Genomic DNA, 22,157 nt, shown 5'->3' on the forward strand with positions numbered 1-22,157 from the left:
CTTTGTGCCCTATCCTTACTCAGCAGGGAGGACCGCAATCCGTGAGTGCTCAACCAAACAGCACCGGATACACGACCTCCGAGGACATCCGTGCCGCACTGACCCACGCCCTCCACCTCGACCTGATTGGTCCGGGCCCGGGCGGCGAGCACGCCGGCGAGTTTCTCCCCGGCTGGGAACGCCCGTCCGTGTGGTATCTCACAGGTTTCCTGGTACCTTCTGGCACACCCGCTTCGGAGCGAGCAGATGATGATGCAGACGACGAGCTACACTCGGAGGTAACGGAGCGCGCGGGCTTGGCCGAGGAGTCCACGCAACAGGGGAAGCGGGCCAAACGGCGCTTCTTCCCGTCATCGATGGGACTCAGCTTCTTGGTCCCGCCCGCCGCCGCCGCCATCCGGGTCACTATTGACTGGGGAGACTACCGAAGGGCGAAGCGGGAGAACCACGCGGGAAGACAAATTGAGGGGTGGCAACGGGCTCCGAGAGCCGAGACGGTCACAGTCCGGTTGCACGGAAGCGGTTCTCCAGCGGTTGACCCTGTACCCGGTTCCGATGGTCTTGTCCTACACACGACGGAACGTCCAATCCCCACGGAACGTCTCCGGGGCCAGATTGAACCCGGCACCCGTGCGATTTCCGTCTTCCTCGTGAACGAGCGCGCACTGGCGGAAGACTCCAACGACTCGGACGAAACGTACGCCTTTCAGACACGCCTTTCGGTCGAGTGCAATCGTCCTTTCCATCCCCGTCCCGACCTCTCCGGACAGCAGACTCCCAACTGGGACGACAAAGTCAGCCAGTTGCACTACGCCGACACGCCCGCTTACGCCACGGGGCATGGTGTTTCGGCCGACTGGACGGTCGAAGGCGGTGTATGCCGCCGAGTCCGCACGAAGTGGATCGGTAGCTCGCAGGTCGAAGCCACGAAGCCGCGTCCCGTTCCCGGAGTTGAGCTATCCATGCGGCAGTTGGGCCGTCTGCCTGATGGCCCGGCGGTGCGGGGTGCGCTGTCGCCCCTCGTGTCCGAGTACCGACGCTGGATCGAGTTGGGACGGGAAGCCGTAGCCGAACTCGACGAGAGGCACCGGGCCACCGCCGAAGTACTCCTCCACCAGGCCCGATACGCCTCGGACCGAATGGAACGAGGTGTCGACGTGCTCGTGGCCGCCCCCGATGTGCTTGACGCCTTCCGCATGGCCAACCGCGCGGTCAGACGGGCCCTCTCGCGCCGCATCGCCGAGGACGACCCGGAGTGGCGCCCGTTCCAGCTCGCGTTCATGCTCCTTAACCTTGCCGGAATGGCCGATTCGGAGAATCCGGACCGTGAAACCGTGGATCTGCTCTTCTTCCCGACGGGTGGTGGCAAGACGGAGGCGTATCTAGGTCTGGCAGCCTTCGCGATGGTCCTCAGGCGGCTGCGAAATCCGGCGCAAGCGGGGCACGCCGGGGCAGGGGTCAGCGTCATCATGCGCTACACGCTGAGGCTGCTCACGCTCGACCAGCTGTCCCGTGCCGCTGGGCTGGTGTGTGCACTTGAACTCGAACGCGTCGACAACCCAGGCCGATACGGCGAATGGCCGTTCGAGATCGGTCTCTGGGTCGGCAAGGCCGCGACTCCGAACAGGATGGGCCGGAAGGGCGACGGCCGGACCGATACCGCTCGTTCGAAGACGGTCAGGTACCAGCAGAACCCGGGGTACAATCCCTCGCCGATCCCGGTAGAGAGCTGCCCCTGGTGCGGCACGCACTTCACCGCGGACTCGTTTTCCCTGCTGCCGGACGCTGATCGTCCGCGGGATCTTCGGGTCGTGTGCACCAACTTCGAGTGCGACTTCTCCGGCGATCGTTCGCTTCCCATCCTCGGAGTGGACGAGCCCCTTTAAAGGAGGCTTCCCGCCTTCCTGATTGCGACGGTGGACAAGTTCGCGGCTCTCCCTTGGGAGGGTCCTTCGGGTGCCCTGCTCGGCGGGGCCGAACGATACGACTCGGAAGGGTTCTACGGCGCCGTCGACCCCGGCCGCGGGTCACGGCTCGATTCGCCGCTGCTATCACCCGACCTGGTGATCCAGGACGAGCTCCACCTGATCACCGGCCCCTTGGGGACCATGATGGGCCTCTACGAGACAGCCATCGGCGGGCTGTGTTCCGCCAAGGGGACGCACCAGGTAGGTAAGCCAAAGATCGTCGCGTCCACAGCTACCGCGCGTCAGGCTCGGGATCAGGTGCAGGCCGTCTTTGCCCGCGCGGACACTCGAGTTTTCCCGCCTCCGGGGCCGGATCGGCGGGATTCGTTCTTCGCCGGCACAGTTCCGGCCAGCGAGGTTCCGGCGCGGCGCTACCTGGGCATCGCGGCAGCCGGCCGCAACCCGAAAGTCATCATGCGGCGTGTCATGCTGGCGCTCATGGGTGCGGCGCAGAAGCACTACGTTCGCGCGGGAGGCCGGAAGAACTCGAAGAACCCTGCCGACCCCTATATGACGCTGCTTGCCTACTTCAACAGCCTGAGGGAGTTGGGGGGAGCGCGCCGAATCGTCGAGGAAGAGGTGCAAAACACCCTGAAGGGGAGGGGAGGCCGCCGTCGTTTGGGCGAACAGACAGGTTTGTTCCGCGACCGCACGCTCCACAGTGAAGTCATGGAGCTAACCTCCCGGGTGAGCACCGCCCAGGTTGCCATGGCCTTCGAACGACTCGCGCGTGGGTTTCACGAGCAGGGCAGGGTAGATTGTGCGCTGGCCACCAACATGATCTCGGTCGGGCTGGATGTGTCGCGGCTCGGGCTCATGGTGGTCAACGGACAGCCGAAGACGCACGCCGAGTACATCCAGGCCACCAGCAGGGTCGGACGCGCGGATGACCGGCCGGGTCTTGTCGTTACGCTTCTCAACATCCACAAGCCGCGAGATCGATCGCACTACGAGCGTTTCCGTCACTACCACGAGACCTTCTACCGTTCCGTCGAACCGGCATCCGTGACACCGTTCTCGGCTCGGGCGCTCGACCGCGGCTTCGCTGGCGCGCTCGTTGCGCTGGCTCGTCATTCGGAACCGATTCTGACCCCTGCCCGGGGTGCCGAGGCCATCAAGCAAGCCCGCGCCGAACTGGAAGATTGGCTCCAGGCGACCTACGCCGAACGCCTGCAAAACCAGCCCATCCATGATCCCAGCGAGCGGGAGGAGGCCGTCGACGCAGTCCGGAATCGAGTCGTGGATCTGCTGGATTCGTGGATCAAGATCCTCGATGACTACCGGGCCAATGGCGTATCGTTGCAATACCAGAGCTACGAGAAGCCGCCGGCCAAGCCATTGCTTCGCTACCTGCTCGACCAGGATTTCGAGACGGAGCACCATCGGAAGTTCCGTGCCAACCGCTCTCTGCGGGACGTGGAGCCCGAGGTGCATGTCTACGTCAAAGACCTCAAGGACGCGGGGAAGCCGGCATGAATCCGAGCTCCAATGGCCAGATCCGCCGCAGCCAGGTCATCACGACCTACGGTCCGGGCTCGTTGATCGACCTTCCAAAGGACTCGGCGATCGTCGCCGGTGTTGACGACTGGCACCAGCCGTTGGAACGGCTGGATGAACCCCGGGTGCAGCGCACGCTCTCGCGGATTACCGGGGTGGCCAACCCGTATCTCTACGTGCCTCCGACACCCGATCCGGCCCAGTATTGGCTCAAGTTCCCCAAGGGAATCGACGCTTACCGCTTTCCCGAGTGGTTCGTGGTGCAGGAATCGGGACGCGGAGATGGCAGCGACCCCTCTCCCACCAAACCCCGCTCCCGCAGGCTCGTCCACCGCAAGCATCTTGACGAGAAGCGGAAGTTCGACGGTAACCCCGTTGTCGCGACGCGCTTCGTGAGGGCATGCCCGAAGGGACACGTTGATGACTTCCCATGGCAAGACTTCGCTCATAGCGGCCCGACGAAGTGCCTCGGTCAACTGTGGCTCGATGAGACGGGCGCGACCGGAGAACTGGCCAACCTGCGTGTCCGGTGCAGCTGCGGGAAGTCGCGCCGGATGACGGAGGCCAATGACATATCGAAGACTACCTTGGGGATATGCACCGGGGCGCGTCCATGGCTCGGGCCGAACGCAAATGAAGACTGCCACCAGCGCAGCCGACTGCTCATCCGGACAGCGACCAACGCGTACTTCCCGCTGTTGGTCCGTGCTCTGTCGATTCCGGAAAAGTCAGCGGAGATTGACCTGGTTGTGGCGGAGCAGTGGCAACTGCTTGAGGTAGTCGAAAGCTTGGACGAACTGGCGATCTTCAGGAAGCTGCCACAGATCGCCCAGTCTTTGGCCGGGTTCGATGACGACGAAATACTGGAGGCCATTCACCGACGCCGCGAGGGTCCGCTCGGCGACCAGTCTGTGAAGGGAGTCGAAATCGAGGCCATGCTCGCGGTGCCGGAAGGGTTCGGCGACGATGTGCCCATCGACCCGAACTTCCACGCGCGGAAGTTCCCGGATCACCTCCGCACTGACGGGTTTCGTCAACAGGTGTCGGGTGTCTACCAGGTTCACAGGCTACGCGAGGTCCTCGCACTCGGCGGCTTCACGCGATTGGAAGCGCCGATGCCGGACATCGACGGCGAGTATCGGGATGAGGTCGAGCGAGCGGACATCTCGATCGACCCGGCTTGGTTCCCGGCCGTGGAAAACAGGGGCGAGGGAGTGCTTCTCCATTTTTCGGCGGCAGCCGTTCGCAAATGGAAGGCAAGGGCTGGCGTGGCTCGGCGGACCAAGGCGCTGCAAACCGGCTATCTCCACTGGAGAGAGCAACGTAAGAATGCACCGGACTTCCCAGGGGGGACCTATGTGATGCTGCACACGCTGTCGCACATGCTGGTGCAGTCGTTGTCGTCACGCTGCGGATATCCTGCGGCTTCGATTCGAGAGCGCATCTACGTGGATGACGAGAATGAGCTGTACGGCGTTCTCCTCTACACCTCCAGCCCGGATGCCGAAGGGACATTGGGCGGGCTCGTGCAGCAGGCGCGCCATATCGGGGGCCACATCGAGCAGGCGCTGGCGGCGGCCGGCCTCTGCTCTAATGATCCTGTGTGTGCCCAGCACTCGCCAGCAAGCAGCGTTGAAGAACGCTGGCTCCACGGGGCTGCCTGCCACGGCTGCGTCCTCGTTGCCGAGACGTCCTGTGAGATGTGGAACGACAACCTGGATCGCGCTCTCGTTGTCCCGACTCTCGACGAGCGCGACGCAGCGTTCTTTCCCGACCCGGGGTGGGCGTGATCGACACGCTCGCGATCCTGCCGGCACATCTGCGCAAGCGGCTGGCGCGCGCGTTGAGTACGGGTGAGTTGAGGGCACCGTACTCGGCACCGGAACTTCTATCCGCCCTTGGGCAACCCGTCCCCGGTGTATTGAGCGCCCTTGAAGCGCTGTCAGACCTTGGCGTGACCGACCGCGCCGCCGGCGCTTGGGTCCGCGCCCTCGACCAAGCGGCCAGGCCGGTTCCGAAACCCGACCTTGTTTGGTCGGGCCCCGAGGTTCCAGGCCTCCATGCCCGCGACACGCGCCGGGTCTACGACCAGCTTTTCTCCTCCGCGAAGCGATCTCTATGGGCCGTCAGCTTCGCGTACTTCGACGGTCCGCAGGTCTTCGAACAGCTGGCGCGGAGGATGGAGGATGTTCCCGAGCTGAGGGTGAAGCTGCTGCTCAACATCCATCGCGGTCACAAGGACACTTCGAGCCAAGACGCCTTGGTCCGCCGGTTTGCCGTCCAGTTTTGGCAGAAGGACTGGCCCGGCAACGTGCGGCCGGCCGTGTACTACGATCCCAGATCCGTCGATCCCGAGGTTCGGGGCGTGCTCCACGCGAAGACCGTGGTAGCGGACGACAAGAGCGTGTTCATCACCTCAGCAAACTTTACTGCCGCGGCTCTGGACGATAACATCGAATTGGGTTTGCTCGTTAGGGATGGACCTCTTGCGTTGCGCGTTGTGAAGCACTTGAGGCGGCTGATCGATCGGAGGATGTTGAAGGCGTTGCCGGGCTGAGGGTGGGTCCCTCTGCTTACAGTGCGGGCAGCTCGAAGGAAGGAACTTGTAGCACACGACATGGCGGACTGAGGCAGGCCCACTTAAGGACACAAGTTTTTCTTCGGTACGCGACAGCAGAGGGACATCCATTGAACAAGAAGCAAGTCGAAGACATTGAGAGGGGCGTGCTCCGAAGAAGGGCGCAGAAGGTACTCCAGGAACACCGGCTTCCCCTTACGCGAGTACTCTCTCCTCCACCGGACGCCCCAATTCGGCAAGAAGCGAGGGAGCGTCTGTCACGACCCATGCGCTCCGTATCCCCAACGTTCTTCAGAGGCGTGGGACCAGCTAGCGGTGTCCATCGTTTCTTCGACCGCTATGTGGAATACGAGCAGTATGACCCCGAGACTGTCACGGACACGTTGATTGCCGGCGGTATTCCGTTCTTGGATCGAAAGACCCTCTTGGGCTCCGTCCTATTGGTCGCCGGAGCGATGACCATCCTGGGCATCTGGCCGCCCTTCTGGTACTCCTTGAGCGGATCCGTCTACCATTTCATGTCCCAGTGTACCAGGGGCAGTAGCATTAGACCCAAGAACTTTCGAGGTGGCACGAATGGAAGACCACCTTGCAAAGAGTGTGCAAAGTATTGGAAAGGAGCGTTCTATTACGTTCCCGATAAGTTGCGCGATGAACTCTCCGCGGAAGAATGGGCCGATGCCAAGGCCTGGTCCGAGAGCGGTATGAAGTCTGACGTCTGAATATTGGAACGGTTGTACAAGTACGGTATTCACCTGACACCCGGGTTCAACCGAGGTTCAGGTCCTACGCTGCTTTCTTCACTGCCTTCCTGGCCGTGGGTTGGGGTGCGGGGGATCCCGACCTTGAAGATCTCATAGGACGCGTCCCTCCATGCCGTGGCTGCGAGCGCCTGGATCTGCTCCTCGATGAGCTTGAGCGGCGTGTCAGTCCATGACCGTTTCTAGGACAGACAGTTCATCGAGAATCTGCCGTGTGTCTCGGAACTCGCCTTCCAAAGCCGGCTTACTCTCAAAATGATAAGACACAAGCCGGATCTCTTCCCCACGCGCTCTATTGAAGAAATAGCAAGCGTTGCTGGCTTCGTCTGGACTCGGCTCCAGAGTTATGAAGGGGAGTATTGGCAGCGCCCGACGCTCCGCCTCTCCGAGGAAGTAGAGTTGCCCATAGGTCACGGGTTCCTCCAACGACACACTTCGTGACGGAAACGGATAGCTTCTGCCCATGATCACCTCAACCCGCGTCTGGTAAGTCCCATCGGGCAGGCGTCTCATGTCGCCGGCGCGAACCAACCGGTAGCGCGTCCAAACAGTGCCAAAGCTCTCTCGAACTTCGTTGAGGATGTCGAACAGCGTTACCCTGAGCTGGTAAGCTTGGCTGGCGCTAACGATTCCTCCATGGCCGCGCCACATATTCCGGCTGGAATTCGCCTTTTTGACGGCGCTCACGAGATTCTTGCTGAGCAACGCGCCGAGTACGGAGCGATCCGCCGTGCAGAAGGCTTGGAGGCACTCGTCGCACTCACTAACTTCCTGACTCCCGAGCATCTGACGGGCTCTCTTAAAGAGACGTTCCGCGATAGTGATCCACGTACCCATAGTGGCTGTTCGAATCGACAAAGAACGGCTCTCAAGAGTGCTACGGACAGATGGCCATTCGCGCTCGAACATTGGCTTGTCCGTCCAAAAGGCACTCAAGGCCAAGGTGGCGAGGAACGCTGACAGTGCTTCGAAGAAATGGTCAAGGTGTTCATACTGTTCTTTGTCATTCCCCGCAGCCGCATGATAAGCCCAGAGAATGGATGCCAGTGGGAAGGGCAGTTTGTCCAACCACGCCGGAAGGCTGTCGTCGCGGTTGACGCCTTCGAGACGATCTCGTACCCGGGCTTCCGCGAGAGGGCGCTGCCACAGTTGTTCTCGGATTTCGCGCACCTCGCTCATCAATGACGCGGCTTTGGAGTCGGTCTCGAGTATGCGGAGCTGAGTTGCTTTGTTGGGAAGGAACAGCACGAGATCTCCAACTCCTCGTGGAGGAAGCCTGCGATAGGCCCCGTAGGCTACGACGCCGGCCTCGCGGACCATTCGTCCAGCGGCAGAGTTGAGGAAACGCGCGACGTAACTTGGATCTGCGATGTCTTCATTGAGTACAACCTGCACCCAATCGCGAGCCTTGACCTGGAGCTGCCCAACCTCAGTAGCGGCTCGTTCTGAAGGAATAAGAGGCAGATAGATGACATCAGATCGTTCCTCGAATCCCGAAGGCCCACCGCGCCCAAGGGGCTTGATCTCCTGAGCGATATCGCCCAGTCTTTGCGGCTTCAGACGTAGTGTAGTGGCGAGTCGATCGACTCGTTCCGTAGAAGCGAGTGTCTCGGGGCTCACGAAGTCACTGCTGGCGACGAGTCGACCAGTTGCTACGCTCCCAGAATCAACCCTTTCAATCAAGTTCTTCAACGTCGCTTGGTTGCGTTCTTCGTCTTCCGAGAGGATCCCACCGAAGACATGGCTGGATTCGCCTTTACGGATGAATGCTAGCCCGACTCTGTGCCGATAGGTTCTTGGTTGTGGAGGAACGGATACATATGCTGCTAGACTAAGACCAAAGTCTGGTAACATTCGTCGGACACTATCGTTACGTCTGTTGGACAAGAATCTCGGTGAGACAACGAAGACGCCGATCCCGTTGACGGACAGCGCACTGCATGAGCGGGGTATCAGGAGATGACCGGGGCTGTCACGGACAGCCCATGAGACACCTGCAAAGCGGCGCTTCACAGAGGTCGTACCCAGCGGTGGGGAGCAGACGATGAGATCGAATTGCCCCTTAAGGACCTGTGGATTCTTGTCTACACCGCCCGGCAGCCATTTCACCTCGTTGTGATGATCCAGCACCTGGACAGCCTCAAGCACTTCCTGACGAGGGCATAGCGCGGTCGCCCGACAAGACGGGCTCCCAGCCAGAGGGAACACGGGACTCCCCAGACTGGCGTGGAGGTCCAAGACCGACGTGGCACCCCACCCGGTAGCAAAGGCGGCTAGGAACCTTGAGGGCATCTCGGGCCATATCCCCTCCCCGTACAACCGCCCTCGGATCGCAGCCAACCAGACATCATCGTTCGTCGGGGCTATCCCCCGGTCCCGAGCCTCAACAACCAACGCCGCGAGGTTACGGGCGGTGTCGATGTCGCCCCGAGTGAAGCGATCGAAACTGGTCCGACCGCCTCTTGAATGGCTAGAGGCTCGGACCGGTCGAGAACCCGTCATTTCGATTGCCCGTTGGTCGGCTCCTTTGCTGACGGTATCCTGGGTCGCGCTGATGACTAGCCCTCCCGTGCGAAGGCCGACTGCGGCAAGAATTTCGCCATGCGGCGAGGACGGCAAATGCTCTATCAAGACTAGTTGAGCCGCTCTGAAGATGAGTTTCTCATCGGACTTCAGAAGGGCAAACACTCCTCGCGGGAACCCCCCCTTCACGTTGTGGTCTCGTAGCTCCCGAGGTGACAAGTCGGCCTTGTCCCGCGACGGCAGGACTGCAATCTCAGGGATTTCCCACAGCTTGTCCTTCCTGAGTCTGCCGAAAGGGTAGTAAGCGCGCGCCGGTCCCTCGGGACCAAATTTCCTCCACAGCTTATCGAAACTTCGTTCTACTTCGCGATAGGAGACTAGTCTATCTTTCTCCTTCGTCACGCGTGCTAGGGCGATAAGCAGAAGAAAAGGTTTGTGAGGTGCCGTTCGGCCGCGGCTCTTCCACGGCCTAATCTTCCTCACCCGTTGAAGGAATTCATCGGGAGTCATCAATGCCGAGTCCGGGTTATCGTGCCCATCAGGAGCTGGTTTGCTCACGCTCTCACGACCAAATGACACGACACCCAACGTGATCGCAACAGACGGGATGGCGGTCGATATCTTCGTCTGTGCCAGGGGTTGCGGACCGGAGGGTCGGATCAGTCTTGTGAGCACGTCTCAGTACGCCGATCAGCTGGGAATACCAATCGCCCCACTCCTCCCCCTCACCGGATCCACTACCCGGGGGTGGGTGCTTGTCCGAAGGAACTCGTAACAGATGTTGCAGGTCCGGAAGGCGGGCGACGAATCGCGCTCGGCTCTCTCGATCCAGCGGCGGCAGGGCTCACGGTACTCGGAATCCTCGTCCGCCGCATTGAGGAGCATAGGAGCACGTTGATGTCGAACTACAGCGGAGTACCCTTGCGCCCTGAGCCCCAATCCCCGCACCCTCCCCTCCGTTCCCCCCCACGCCATCACCCTCAGCGCAGGGCACCGCCCGATGCCACCACCCGTACCGCCATCCGGGTTACCTGCAAGAACACCCTCCACCCCATGACCAACCTCTCCTCCATCCGGCAGGAACTCGAGAAATCCCGCCGCGATGTCCTCGATCTTTCCCTGCGCAACCCGCTGCTCAACTTCCGTCCGACGAAGCGGCGCGGCATCGAGGTTGTGGACGAGCGCTCGCGCGAGCTCTTCCGCATCCTCGTGGGCGGTTCCGCACCCGACGGATCCTCGTCCCGAAGCCCGCGGGTCATGTACTTCCTTCCCGCCTCCCAGGAGACGGCGCCCCTGCCGACCGGAGCACAGGCCACGGGCGACATCGACGACATCCCCTCCGAGCTCCTCGCCATGCTGGGCGAGCCCGACGACGACCTCGACGAAGCCGCCGCGCGCCACACCGATAACAGGCTCCAGACCGCGCTTCCCCGCGCCGCGCTCAATCTGCGCCTGCGCGCGACCTTCCGTCAGGCCCGCCTCTCGATCGAGGAACAGGGGGTCAACATCCTCTATCTCGCGCTCGGGATGCTCACATGGTACGAGTCCGAGAGCAGCAGCATCGAGCGCCGCGCGCCGCTGATCCTGATCCCGGTTCAGCTCACCAGGTCCAGCGTGCGGGAGAATTTCAAGCTCAGGTGGACCGGGGACGACATCGAGGCGAACCTCTCGCTCGAGGCCAAGCTCAAGCAGGATTTCGGCGTCCGCCCGCCGGAGATGCCCGCCGAGGAAGATCTCGACGTGGAAGACTATCTCTTCCGGGTCGAGAGGGCCGTCGCGAAAAGGGAGCGCTGGGCGGTCGAGCACGACGCGGTGCACCTGAACTTCTTCTCCTTCAGCAAGCTGCTCATCTACAAGGACCTCGATCCGGAGACCTGGCCGGAAGAGGGCCGGCCGGCGGACCACCCGCTGGTGCAGCGGCTCTTCGGCGGCGACGGATTCGCGGAGGGGCCGCCCGACATCGGCGAGGACGAGCACATCGACGATGCCGAGGGGGTGGCGGAGCTCCATCCGGTGATGGACGCGGACAGCTCGCAGACGCTCGCGGTTCTGGACGTGATCAAGGGCCGCAACCTGGTGATCCAGGGACCTCCGGGCACCGGGAAGTCGCAGACCATCACCAACCTGATCGGGGAGGCGCTGGCCAACGGCTGCACAGTCCTCTTCGTGGCGGAGAAGATGGCCGCGCTGGAGGTCGTGAAGCGGCGCCTGGACACGATCCACCTGGGCGACGCCTGCCTGGAGCTGCACAGCCACAAGACCAACAAGCGGGTCGTGCTGGACGAGCTGAAGCGCACGCTGGCGATGGGCCGGCCGAAGGTCGGGGGCTGGGCCGAGGACGTGGTGCTGCTCGATGAGGCCCGGGAGCGCCTGAACGACTACGCCCGCGCGGTCAACTCGCCGGTCGGACGGAGCGGGCTGACCCCGCACGACCTGGTCGGCCGTCTGGCGCAGCTCAGGGAGGATGGGCTGACGGTCGCCGGGCCGGGGCTCCCGATCCGGGATTCGGTGTCGTGGAGCGACGAGCAGTTCATTCGCAGGCGCGAGCTGGCCCGCGAGCTCCAGGAGCTGGTGCGCGCGATCGGAGTTCCCTGCAGGCACGTGTGGTGGCCGTGCGGACGGCTTCACTTCGTTCCCACCGACGAGCATTCCGTGCGCGGCGTCCTAGAGGCCGCGGCGGGCGCGTGGCGCGGGCTGGAGCGGGAGACGGAGGAGCTGATCCGGAGGCTCGGCCGCGACAGGACGTTCGGGCGGCTGAGGCCCGCGGACGTGGAGCGGATGATCCGCACCGCGCGCAGGGCCCTGGAAGCTCCGGCGCTCGGGGGCGCCAATCACCGCAGCCCGGGCTGGGTCGCCGAAGCCGCGCGCATCGAGGAGGTGGCCGGGGCCGCACGCTCCTTCGCCGAAATCCGCTCGCGGCACGACGCCGTCCTGATCCCCGAGGCCTGGGACGAGAACGTGCTGGCGGAGCGTCAGGCCCTGCGCACCTACGGGGGCAAGTGGTGGCGCTTCCTGTCCGGGCGGTTCCGGGCCGCGCGCAGGAGGCTCGCGGGACTCTGCCGCGGTGAGATGCCCCGCGCCGTCCGGAAGCAGATGGAGTTGGTGGATGCCATCCTGGAGGCGAAGCGCCAGTGGCGGGAAGTCGAGGAAGCGGGAAGCTTGATCAGCCGGCTGTTTCCGGGGCTGAGCCTGGGCGAGCGCGTGGAAGGGCACCGCGCGTTTGGAGAGGCCGCGGCGTGGCTGGTGCAGCTTCACCGCGATCAGGCCGCGGGGCTCGTGGGAGACGAAGTACACGACTTGCTGGACCGACTGCTTGGGCGCCCCGGTGCGCCTTCGGGCCATTCGCCGGCCCCATCCTCTTCCGATCCCTCCGAGCATTCCTCGGGCCCGTCCTCCTCCGATCCCGCGAATCCCGCTCAACTTCGCGCTGCCGCCGACGCTTGCGAGGCCGCGATGGAGGGGCTGGCCGAGGCGTTGGACGCCCTGGCCGAGGTGATGGAGCTGCGGCCGGAGCGGCTGGAGCCCGACGAGTCGCTGAAGGAGCGCGCCTACGGTGCCCTGGATGTCTGGCTCCGAGCCGCACTCGACCGAGTGGCCTCCATGCACGACGTGGTGCGCTTCAACCAGCTGGAGCGGCTTGCTACCGAAAAGGGCATCCCGGAAGTGGCCGGAGCGGCGGCGTCACGCCCGGACGCGGCGGGCCAGCTCACCGGCCTCTTCGACCACGCCTGCTACGCCGCCTGGCTGGATGCGGCGTTCCGCGAGCAGGAGGCGCTGGCCCGGTTCGACGGGGCGACCCACGGAGGCATCATCGACCGCTTCCGCGAACTGGACATGGCGCAGTTCCACCACAACCGGGCGCTGATCGCCGAGCGCCACTGGGAGCAGCTGCCGCGCCACCAGGGCGGCGGCCAGCTGGGCGTCCTCCGCCGGGAGTTCCAGAAGAAGACCCGCCACCTGGCCGTCCGCCGACTTATGGCGGGAGCGGGCAGGGCGGTCCAGAGCATCAAGCCGGTCTTCATGATGAGCCCGCTCTCGATCGCCAAGTACATCCCGCCCGGATCGGTCGACTTCGACCTGGTGGTGTTCGACGAGGCGAGCCAGGTCCGTCCGGTCGAGGCCCTCGGCGCCATCATCCGGGGCAGGCAGGCGGTCGTGGTGGGCGACAGCAAGCAGCTGCCCCCGACCAGCTTCTTCGACCGCATGGCCGACGACGGGGAAGACGAAGCGAGCCGGACCGCCGACCTGGAAAGCATTCTGGGCATGTTCTGCGCCCAGGGGGCCCCCGAGAGGATGCTTCCGCTGGCACTACCGCAGCCGCCACGAGTCGCTGATCACGGTGTCGAACCACGAGTTCTACGACAACCGCCTGGTGGTCTTCCCGAGTCCCGACGGCGGCAAGGTCGATACCGGCCTCCTCTTCCGCCACAATCCCGAAGCCAACTATCAGCGAAGGGGCATCAACACCGCCGAGGCGAAGACGATCGCGCTGGCCGTGATGAAGCACGCCCGCGAGACCCCCGAACTCACTCTGGGCGTCGCGGCCTTCAGCAACGTTCAGGCGCGCCGCATCGAAGACGAGGTCGACATCCTGCGCCGCCGCGATCCCTCGCACGAGGAGTTCTTCGCCGGGCACCCCGAAGAGCCGTTCTTCGTCAAGAACCTGGAGAACGTCCAGGGAGACGAGCGGGACGTGATCCTCATCAGCATCGGCTACGGCAAGATCGACGGCACCTATCTGCCGATGAACTTCGGCCCGCTCAACCGCGACGGTGGCGAGCGGCGCCTGAACGTGCTCATCACTCGGGCCCGCCGCCGCTGCATCGTCTACTGCAACTTCGTCGGCGCGGATCTCGACCTGAGGCGCTCCGGGGCCAGGGGCGTCCGGGCGCTCAAGACCTTTCTGGAGTACGCGCAGCACGGAATGATCGACATCGCCGAGGCCAGCAGCAGGGAGGCCGATTCTCCGTTCGAGGAAGCGGTCGCCGCCAGGCTGCGCGCCCTGGGACACGATGTCGCCCACCAGGTAGGATCGGCCGGGTTCTTCGTCGACCTGGCGGTGGTGGACCCCGACCGGTCCGGACGATACCTCCTGGGCATCGAATGCGACGGCGCCACCTACCACAGCTCCCGCTCCGCCCGCGACCGGGACCGCCTGAGGCAGCAGGTGCTGGAGGGGCTGGGGTGGAGGATCCACCGCATCTGGAGCACAGACTGGTTCCGCAATCCGCAAAAGGAACTGGAACGGGTCGCGACGGCGGTCCGCGCCGCGAAGATAAACGGGGCGCAACGGTCCGCGCCCAGGCCCTCGCCTCCCAAGCCCCTCGAAAGAGCGCCCGAGCCCGAGCCGGAAATTCCCGCTCCCACCGCTCCCTACAGGGTGGTCCAGCTGCGCATCAGCCTCCTCGGCACGCCGCTCCACGAAGTTCCGGCCGGCGAGCTGGCGACGTGGATAGCCCCGGTGGTCGACGTGGAGAGTCCCGTCCACTTCGACGAGGTGATCCTCCGCATCCGCAAGGCCGCCGGGGTGGGCCGTGCCGGGCGCCGCATCCGCGCGCAGATGCGATTGGCTGCAACAGTGGGCGCGAGGCGGAAACTCTTCAGGGTCGATGAGTCAGACTTCCTCTGGCGCCTCGAGCGCCAAGCCGTCGAGGTACGTCGCCGGGATGGCGACATCCCCTCGTCCCTGCGCGATCCCGCGCGCATCGCCTCCGAGGAGATCGGGACCGCGCTGGTCCACGCCATCCGGGTGAGCTACGGCATCAAGCCCGCCGACGCGGTCGCCGAGGCGATCCGCATCTTCGGCTTCAAGAGATCCGGCCCGAAGATGGTCAAGCGCTTCCGGCAGGTACTGGACGACCTCGTGGCGAAGGGCGCGATTCTGCGCGAAGGATCGCTGTTGCGGGTGCCGGACGACGTCAGGGGCGGATCCCCCAGCCCGCCTGGCTGAGCAACCCTTACGTTACGTTAGGGTGGCCGGTGGGTTGGCCCAGCCGTCACGCTCATCCAGACAGGAGAGTTGATCCAATGCAGGACAGATACGCCGGCGATATCGGAGACTATGTGAAGTACGGGCTTCTGCGGGCGATCCGCGGCACCCGGCGTCTCGGTGTCGCCTGGTACCTGCATCCCGACGCTGGACCCGGCGGGGACGGCAAGCACATTGCATACCTCCAGCGTCCGGGTGAGTGGCGGCACCTTGACGCAAAGCTGTTCGACACGCTGAAGGAACTGGTCGGTAACCGGCGGTCGGTCGCAGCCATACAGGAGTCCGGCATTCTCGGCGATGCCGTCTTCGCCCCCGATCGTCTGGCTGTGGCTGAAGTCAGGATCCACGATCGCGAGCGCTGGCGATCCCGGTGGTTCAACCGGATCCAGCGGCAGCTCACCGGTTGCGATCTCGTCTTTGCCGACCCCGACAACGGCCTCGTGCCCGACGACCGTTTCAGGCCTGCGACAAAGGTGGGTGCAAAGGGGATTCCACTCTCGGAGGCCGTGGCACTGGCGGAAGAACGCGCCGCCGTGATCTACCACCACAACACCAGGCGCCGGGGTGGCCATCGCAACGAGATCTTGTGGTGGAAAAACCAACTACCGAGCGGCACCTTGGCCTACTATTGGCGCCGGGTGAGCAACCGGACGTTCTTCGTCATCAATCCGGACGGCGAAATCCGCCGGCGACTTCGTGAGTTCGAGAAGCGGTGGGGTGATCGGGGAGAGTTGGTGTGACCGACCCAGTCAAGTCTGCGGCCCCCCGGACCCCACCATCCCCCCTCCTACCGCAAAGCTCAGTCCGGCCCGCGTGGTCTTTAACAACCTGCCCAAGTGGGCACAGGCTCCGGTGGAACGGTGGCCAGGCGCACGACGGCAACACGCTGTAGCTCCACGGAGTCCGTCACCACGCCGATCGCGACCGAGTCGGTCAAGCGATAGGGTGTGAACCCATCGGGAAAGACGACCTTCTGGAACCGTGGGGTGGCATCGTCAAAGGCAACCGTCATCCAGGTCCTGCCATATCCGAGAGGATGGGACGAACCATCGAACTCCTGAATCCAGATCCGTCCCGGGGCACAGCGCGGATCGATCCCGAGCGGGGCTTCCGCGGCCAGGTGGTCGCCCGCACGTGCGAGCAGGTCCGCCGCGGCGCGTTCGATCTCGTCGTCGGCGACGTTTGCTCCTCGCATCTCGTGACGCATCATCGTGCGAACATAGCCCAGGCGCTCCTCGTACGACAGCGGACGACCGGTCCACGGGAGCGCGATCTGCCTGTCCTTCGTGCCGCTGGGCCGGTAGAGATGAAGGCTTCCGTCGACCGGGTCGAGCACGGCGGCGACCCCATCGGCACATCCGTCCCAGAGCGGCACCGGGCCAAGACCCATGGCCGGAACGCGGCTCGCGGCTCCGGGAAGGTCGACGCTGAAGTCCACGACCACGACCGGCTCGGCATCACCGTGCGCGTACCGCACGATTCTGCCTCCCCAGAAGTCGTCACCCCGGCTGATCCCATCGGGATAGCTGGCCATCCAGAATCCGGAGTTGTCCTCGACGACTCGAAACGGATCGCCGAAGGTCACGCTCCTGATACTGGCGCGAACGGATTCCCGGGCGATGGCTGTGGGCGTCGAACTCACGAAGTTGCCCGTTGCATCGAACACCGAGCGCCTGCGGGTGGCGAGATCCCACGCGACCACCTCGCCGGCGGACGTCGCCGCGGACAGGATCCAGGGGTTGCGGAGTTCCCCCGGCCCCTGGCCCGAGCTGCCGAAGTCGGCGAGCATCCGGCCGGAGCGATCGTACGCCCGCAGAAAGGGTGCGGCTCCGGTGAGCACCCAGATCACCTCGCCGGACTCGATGATGTCGCGCACCCCCCACAACTCCTCGCCTTCCTGGAAGGTCGTGAGCGCTGAAGGGTCGATCTCGACCTCGGCCGTCGATGTGTCCGGGAGCATTGGGGCGCACGCGCCAATGCCGAGCGTCACGAGCATCAGCAGGAACAGGATTGGCTGCCGTAGCCGCAGTTGACTGTGAACGACCACGCTTGCCAGGGCTGCGAGAGACGCGACTGCGGCAGCCAGAATCGGCGTCGCGGTCGCACCCGGAGGTTGGAGGTAGCCGCTTCCGCCCACGAGAAGCAGGCCGGAGCCGAGCGTCACCGCGCAAGCAAGGAAGCCCGAAACCATTCCCAGGCCCTCCCGCCACGGACGCTGTAGGGGAACGGCTCTTGCCTCGCGCTCCAAGGCGCCCATGATCGCGTCCACGCTGGACTCCGGGAGCGGTGTAACGGAGGCGCCAATCTCCCGTATCGACGCGATAAGGTGGAGCGTCTCGCGCACCTCGGCATCAGCCGTTCCCCCCGCCGATTCTGCTGTCGGCGCCGTATCCCCTTCCACGACGGTCGCGACGAGACGGTCGGTCGTCTGAGCGTCCATGTCGGCCCGCCCGGCACCGCGCCGATCGGACAGCGTTCGCATCTTCTTCAGCATGGGGGTTCTCCTTTGGTTATCAGGTCTCGACGCCGAGCCGGTCCATCTGGCGCAGCTTCTTCAGGCCCCGATGGATCAGCGAGCGGACTGACACCTCCTTCACGGCCAGCATCCGCGCCACCTCGGCAGTGCTCCGGCCTTCGAGGATGCGCAGCAGGATCGCGTCCCGCTCGCGCTCCCTGAGCCGCTCGAGCGCCCGGTACAGCGCGGCCGCCCGCTCCTGGCGGTTCAACTGGTCGGCCGGATCGGGTGTGTGGTCGGGGAGATCGCCGTGGTCGTCAAGGCGGACCAGGCGTCCGTACCGACGTTTGCGTGCCTCCGTCCTGCAGACGTTCCTGCACGCCGTCAGCGCCCACCCGAGAAAGGACCCGGTACCGGCGAAGCGCGCACGCTTGCGGTAGATGCGGATCCAGCAGAGTTGCAACAGATCGGCCGCGTGGTCGTCATCCCGCGCGTAGCCACGGATCACCCGCAGCATGCGCGGGGACATCTCGCGGACCAGGTCGCGAAACAGCGCCCGGTCCCCCGCGTGAAATCGCTCCCGGTCGAAGCCGGTGCCGCCACCGCGCGGGGTCAACGGCGGGGCTCGCGGTCCGGGCGGACGAAGACGAACAGGGTCCCTGCCGCAATGGACGGCACAAGTAGCGGGAGGACGAACAGCAGACCTCCCCAGGCCGCGTAGTATTGGACCAATTCGTCGGCCACGGCCACGGGAATCCAGAAGGCCACGAACAGTACTCCGCCTGAGAGCCACCGCGTCGCGTAGCGGGTCCAGGTGGACAGTCCGCCGGTCAATCTCCCGGCCAGATCACCGAGCACGGCGGCGAGCAAGACGAACGCCGCGTTCGCGATCGGCACGATCAGCGTCGCGAGATCGTTCGCCGCTCCACGCAAGTGCCTCGCGGCCTCGTTGCCCGTCGCCGCCTCCGCAGCGGCTCGGGCGGATCTTACGGAATCGAGCAGGGCGGCGGGAAGCGGCCAGTCGGCGCCGGTCCAATGCGCGAAGGCGGGCCACACAAGCGCCGGCAGGGCGTATGCCGCCAGGGCCAACGTTGCCAGGAGAATCCAGAGACGCGCGGCCGTACCCGCAGAACCGAAGATGCCGCATCCACCCAGGGCGGCGGCAAACACCGCAGCGGGGAGGATCTGGACAACGATGAGAGGGAGACGCCTGACCACCAGCGCGAAGAAGTCAGGCACCGCATCCGGACGCCCCCAGAAGTGGGTCGCCGAATACGCGAGGTACACGGCCAGAAGGACGACAACCCAGATCGCGATTCGCCTGGGGAAACCGGACTCCGGCTGCGGACGGGACCTGGTCTCGGTCATATGCACCCCCGTGGCGCAGGTGATTTTGCCCGATCCGGCTCGCGCCGAACGCGGTCGTTCTACAAAGGGGATGCAGTATCGGCGCGATCCGTTGCGAGATGCCCCGGCAGCCACAGAGGTCAGTGCAAGTCGAGCCAGGTACAGCCGCTTGTGTCGATCCGGTAGACCCGGACCTAGGTCAACAGGTCGTCCTCTGCCTCATTGAGGCGTCGGTCGAGGAGGAAGAGGGTGTCTCGCGCCACAGTGTGAACGGGGCGCATTTCGTCGAGTAGGGCACCGGGGCATCGACGCAAGCAGCCGTCCGATCGGGGGCAAGCAGCCGTCCGATCGGGGGCGATGATGCTCAGGTATACTTCCGATGTGATGTTACCCAAAGGCAACTCCCCTTCCAGTGAACCTGCCGAGGCCTTCCATCGATCGCTGATAGGGCTCTGGCAGGGGAACAACGTAGTCAATCGTCGCTTCGGGATAGCGCCAGACCGCCGCGATCGTCCGGTTCGGCAAGTCCCGGGTCGGAAACAAGGCGGTCGAGATGGAGCGAAACTCCCCCGGACCGTCCCCGGGACGCCCGTAGAACTGCCGCAGTTTGCCGTCCCGCGCGTACCTGAGGATCCGGTTCTCGAAGAAGTCCGAGATGAAGAAGGAGCCGTCAGCCGTATCCACCATTAAGCTGAAGGGATTGCCAAGATAGAACCGGTCATTCTCGTCGAGGAGAACGCTGTCGACGATAGTGACTGCGGGTCCGGCTGGGACACGGTCGCCCACAGCACCCGGATCGCTCCCACATCCGACGGCAACAAGTGCCGCGAACGCGGCGTAGCCGAAGATGGGGCAGGCGGCCAGTCGGGGAATGCTCGGAGTCGTCACGCTGGGGGTCTCCCGCAGCCTTGCCTAGGGAAGCCAGCGAAGCGTCGCGGTGAGGGAGTGGAAGCGGAGGTCGGCGATGGTTGGGTTGATGGTGATCAGCAGGAGTCGGCGGCTGCTGTCCTCATTGTAGCGGACCACTTCGATGTCGCCGATGGCGGTACCGATGCGTCCGGCGTCCGTGTAGCGGTATCCGAGGTCCAGCAGCGCGTCGCCGCCCAGGGGGACGGTCAGGCCAGCGGCGAGCATCCACGCGAAGCCATGGCCCGTGCTCGGGGGCAGAGACGTGTAGGGCACCTCGCCGTCGGAGCCCCTGCGGAGGTGGCCGGAGGGATCGACGGGGTTGGGGAACCGCTGGATGTAGTCCGTGAGGTGGTAACGGTTCGCGCCCAGTCCCGCGCCCACCCAGGAGCGCAGCGCGCCTAGCGCCCCGAACTCGTAGAACCCCGACAGCATCAGTCGGCGGGCCTTCACGCGTGCCTCGGTCGGCTGGACCGGCCCGCCCGGCGTGTAGTTCGAATGCCCTTCGTAGGTGAATCGGCCCGTGACTCCCAGATCCACCTGAGCGCGAAACGCCCCGAACCGGTAGCCCAACGCGAGGCCGTATTCCAGCCCGACCCCGACCGTACCCTCGTCGAACTGGTCGGCACCGTAGAGAGCCGCTTCTCCCGCGTCGTCGCCGTCGACGAAGCGGACATTGGCCGGGAGGACGGCGGCGATGCCGACGGTGAGCGAGATCCCGCCGGCCCCGGTGGGTGCCTGCGCTGCCACTGAGTGCGGCGCGGCGAAGAGGCAGCCCAGGCCGAGGAGGAGACCGAGCACGGCCGCGATGCGGCGGCGGTTGTCGATGTGCGTCATGGGGGCCACTTGAAACGGGAGGCGCCGAGAAGGGGCCAGGGAAGGGACGACGATTCACGGCGGAGTTCAAGGGCCGCGGGACGCTGAGCCCTCCCCGCGCCCGCGCTCCCTTGCACCGCTCGCCGTCCCACCGGCAACCTCCACCGACCCCCGCGACCCCCACCCCCACCCCGGGAGACCTCCAATGCGACAGCCCTCTCCATTCTCGGAACGAATCGAACTTGCGGTGATCGCCGTCATTTGCATGGATCTGGTGCTCCAGACCGCGGAGACGGCGGAGGCCATGGCCGGTGCGACGCCGTTCTTCTTCTGGGCCGGCGTGGGCGTCTGGGCGCTCTACACGGTCGAGTGGTGCGTGCGCATCCGGCGGGCGGAGGACTGGAAGAAGTACGCGTTCAGCTTCATGGGCATCGTCGATTTCCTGGCCGTCCTGCCGCTGTGGGCGTTCACGGGATTCGATCTGAAGGCGCTCCGTGCCTTTCGCCTGTTTCGCCTCTTCGTCTCGACGGCGAAGCTGGCCGCCCACACTCACGCCGTGAGCAAGCTCGCGAGGGCGTTCCGGCACGCCATGGATGAGGCCGGCGCGCTGATCGCGGGTACGAGCATCGTCGTGTTCACGGCCGGGTTCGGCATGTACCACCTCGAGCGCGACGTTCAACCGGAGATCTTCGGCTCGGTGTACGATGGCCTGTGGTGGGCGGTGGTCACGCTGACGACGGTGGGGTACGGCGACATCCAGCCAGTGACGGCCGGGGGGAGGATTCTGGCCACGGTGGCGATGTTCGCCGGGATCGGGGTGATCGGATCGGCGTGCGGGATCATGGCGGATGCGCTGAGGGAGGCCGGCGCCGGAGAGCAGGCGGCGTAGGCGGCGAACGGGTCCGCGTTCGCGGCGCGCGGCATCGCGCCGGATGGCCCTTCAGGTGTCGGCGATGACCTCGTGCAGAGGCTGGTAAATCCCGAGCTTCCCTCCGCCGGGCAGGGTCACGGCCGTCAGTCTGCCCCACCCCTGTTCCTCGACCGGACTGCAATCGACGCCCGCGGCGGACAGGTGTTCGACCAGCGCATCGACATCCTCGCACATGAAGTACAGCTCATGGACATCGTTCTTCTCGGAGGGATGCACCGCCACTTCCGACGGAGGCAGGGCGAAGAGCAGCCAGCCACCCCCGAGATCGATGTTCGGCAGGTCCAGCACGTCGCGGAAAAAGCTCCGGTCGGCAACTGGATCCGTACTATAGATGATGGAATGGACGCCCCCTCCCGACAGCCTCACAATTCACCGATGATGGTCGGT

Annotated in this window: 15 protein-coding genes and 1 pseudogene; 6 read left to right on the forward strand and 10 right to left on the reverse strand. The window is 64.8% G+C overall.

Going from position 1 to position 22,157, the window contains the following annotated elements:
• Positions 1 to 41: 41 nt before the first annotated feature.
• From drmA to drmC, 3 genes and pseudogenes are all read left to right on the forward strand, one after another.
• A pseudogene (gene drmA, locus OXU32_05680) lies at positions 42 to 3,443 on the forward strand (DISARM system helicase DrmA).
• Positions 3,440 to 5,254 carry a DUF1998 domain-containing protein gene (locus tag OXU32_05685; protein MDE0073457.1) on the forward strand — a complete coding sequence of 605 codons (1,815 nt, stop codon included), beginning with the start codon at positions 3,440 to 3,442 and terminating at the stop codon, positions 5,252 to 5,254. Before drmA ends, OXU32_05685 begins: the two are co-directional and overlap by 4 nt.
• Positions 5,251 to 6,021 (forward strand): DISARM system phospholipase D-like protein DrmC, encoded by a 771-nt coding sequence (gene drmC / locus OXU32_05690; GenBank protein ID MDE0073458.1) that lies wholly within the window; start codon positions 5,251 to 5,253, stop codon positions 6,019 to 6,021. The genes OXU32_05685 and drmC overlap by 4 nt, the downstream gene beginning before the upstream one ends.
• Before the next feature lie 947 nt (positions 6,022 to 6,968).
• Here drmC and OXU32_05695 read toward each other — a convergent pair.
• The 4 genes from OXU32_05695 to OXU32_05710 form a co-directional block, all read right to left on the reverse strand.
• A complete protein-coding gene (locus OXU32_05695) occupies positions 6,969 to 8,933 on the reverse strand; it encodes a hypothetical protein (protein MDE0073459.1) in 1,965 nt (654 codons plus the stop codon).
• Between the two features lie 1,083 nt (positions 8,934 to 10,016).
• Complete coding sequence (locus tag OXU32_05700) at positions 10,017 to 11,549, reverse strand: hypothetical protein (GenBank protein MDE0073460.1); 1,533 nt, start codon at positions 11,547 to 11,549, stop codon at positions 10,017 to 10,019.
• Between the two features lie 441 nt (positions 11,550 to 11,990).
• Positions 11,991 to 12,668 carry a hypothetical protein gene (locus OXU32_05705; protein MDE0073461.1) on the reverse strand — a complete coding sequence of 226 codons (678 nt, stop codon included), beginning with the start codon at positions 12,666 to 12,668 and terminating at the stop codon, positions 11,991 to 11,993.
• Between the two features lie 339 nt (positions 12,669 to 13,007).
• Positions 13,008 to 13,283, reverse strand: a complete 276-nt coding sequence (locus OXU32_05710; GenBank protein ID MDE0073462.1) for a hypothetical protein — start codon at positions 13,281 to 13,283, stop codon at positions 13,008 to 13,010.
• A gap of 376 nt (positions 13,284 to 13,659) precedes the next feature.
• Here OXU32_05710 and OXU32_05715 point away from each other — a divergent pair, with 376 nt between their 5' ends.
• Positions 13,660 to 15,276, forward strand: coding sequence for a DUF3320 domain-containing protein (locus OXU32_05715; protein MDE0073463.1), 1,617 nt, complete (start codon positions 13,660 to 13,662; stop codon positions 15,274 to 15,276).
• A gap of 77 nt (positions 15,277 to 15,353) precedes the next feature.
• Positions 15,354 to 16,055: a hypothetical protein gene (locus OXU32_05720; protein ID MDE0073464.1), complete on the forward strand. Its 702-nt coding sequence runs from the start codon at positions 15,354 to 15,356 to the stop codon at positions 16,053 to 16,055.
• 80 nt (positions 16,056 to 16,135) lie between these two features.
• On the opposite strand, the gene OXU32_05725 is transcribed toward OXU32_05720, so the two are convergent.
• From OXU32_05725 to OXU32_05745, 5 genes are all read right to left on the reverse strand, one after another.
• Positions 16,136 to 17,809, reverse strand: a complete 1,674-nt coding sequence (locus tag OXU32_05725; protein MDE0073465.1) for a hypothetical protein — start codon at positions 17,807 to 17,809, stop codon at positions 16,136 to 16,138.
• Positions 17,810 to 17,828: 19 nt separating this feature from the next.
• The gene (locus OXU32_05730) at positions 17,829 to 18,386 is read right to left on the reverse strand and encodes a sigma-70 family RNA polymerase sigma factor (GenBank protein MDE0073466.1); all 558 of its coding nucleotides are present in this window, start codon (positions 18,384 to 18,386) and stop codon (positions 17,829 to 17,831) included.
• Entirely contained in the window at positions 18,383 to 19,138 is a 756-nt protein-coding gene (locus OXU32_05735; protein MDE0073467.1) for a hypothetical protein, read from the reverse strand. The genes OXU32_05730 and OXU32_05735 overlap by 4 nt, the downstream gene beginning before the upstream one ends.
• A gap of 366 nt (positions 19,139 to 19,504) precedes the next feature.
• A complete protein-coding gene (locus OXU32_05740; GenBank protein MDE0073468.1) occupies positions 19,505 to 20,005 on the reverse strand; it encodes a hypothetical protein in 501 nt (166 codons plus the stop codon).
• A 24-nt stretch (positions 20,006 to 20,029) separates the two neighbouring features.
• Complete coding sequence (locus tag OXU32_05745) at positions 20,030 to 20,860, reverse strand: outer membrane beta-barrel protein (protein ID MDE0073469.1); 831 nt, start codon at positions 20,858 to 20,860, stop codon at positions 20,030 to 20,032.
• Between the two features lie 184 nt (positions 20,861 to 21,044).
• On the opposite strand from OXU32_05745, the gene OXU32_05750 reads away from it, so the two are divergent.
• Positions 21,045 to 21,728 (forward strand): ion transporter, encoded by a 684-nt coding sequence (locus tag OXU32_05750; GenBank protein ID MDE0073470.1) that lies wholly within the window; start codon positions 21,045 to 21,047, stop codon positions 21,726 to 21,728.
• 51 nt (positions 21,729 to 21,779) lie between these two features.
• Here OXU32_05750 and OXU32_05755 read toward each other — a convergent pair whose 3' ends face one another.
• Positions 21,780 to 22,136, reverse strand: coding sequence for an extradiol dioxygenase (locus tag OXU32_05755; GenBank protein ID MDE0073471.1), 357 nt, complete (start codon positions 22,134 to 22,136; stop codon positions 21,780 to 21,782).
• Positions 22,137 to 22,157: the final 21 nt, after the last annotated feature.

The organism is Gammaproteobacteria bacterium (assembly GCA_028819075.1).
Classification (GTDB): Bacteria; Gemmatimonadota; Gemmatimonadetes; order Longimicrobiales; family Gaopeijiaceae; genus BD2-11.